The sequence below is a fragment of the Teichococcus deserti genome (assembly GCF_001982615.1).
Lineage (GTDB): Bacteria > Pseudomonadota > Alphaproteobacteria > Acetobacterales > Acetobacteraceae > Pseudoroseomonas > Pseudoroseomonas deserti.
Map to the genome: position 1 here is coordinate 1 of NZ_MLCO01000584.1, position 787 is coordinate 787.

Genomic DNA, 787 nt, shown 5'->3' on the forward strand with positions numbered 1-787 from the left:
GCCCTGGCCCTGCTGCCGACCGGCCCGGCCGCCGAGCCGGTCGCCACGCCCGCCGCCCCGCCCGCGGGAGCGCCGCCGATCCCGGCCGAGCGGCCGCTCTTCGGCGCCAGCCTCTGGACCCTGCCGAACGGGCTGACCGTGGTGCATGCCGAGAACCGCCGCGCGCCGGTGGTGGCCCACTACGTCTTCTACTCGACCGGCGCCGGCGAGGATCCGGCGGGCAAGTCGGGCCTCGCCCATTTCCTCGAGCACATGATGTTCAAGGGCAGCCCGAAGGTGCCGTCCGGCGCCTTCTCGCGGCTGGTGGCGCGCGAGGGCGGGCAGGACAATGCCTTCACCTCCCGCGACGTCACCGCCTACCACCAGCATGTCGAGGCCAGCCGCCTGGCGCTCGTTGCCGGGATGGAGGCCGATCGCATGGGCGCCGCCCTGTTCCCGGCCGACGAGATCGAGGCCGAGCGCCAGGTGGTGCAGGAGGAGCGCCGCCAGCGCACCGAAAGCACCCCGCGCGGCCGCTTCCGCGAGCAGTGGGACGCTGCCTTCTGGGGCCGCCAGCATTGGCGCGGCCGGCCGCTGATCGGCTGGCCGGAGGATATCGCGGCCCTCACCCGCGACGACATGCTGGAATTCTTCCGCGCCTATTACACGCCGGCCAATGCGACGCTGGTGGTCACCGGCGCCATCGACCGCGACGCGCTGGCGAAGCTCGCCGAGCAGGATTACGGCGGCATCCAGGGCCGCCCCGCCCCCTATGACAAGGCGATCCGGGCCCGGGCGCCGGCGCCCG

General features: G+C 74.2%; 1 protein-coding gene. It reads left to right on the forward strand.

The genetic code is table 11. The annotated features are described in order from the left end of the window. Positions 1 to 787, forward strand: a 787-nt coding sequence (locus BKE38_RS30205) for a M16 family metallopeptidase (RefSeq protein ID WP_131829827.1), incomplete at both ends; no start/stop codon positions are given.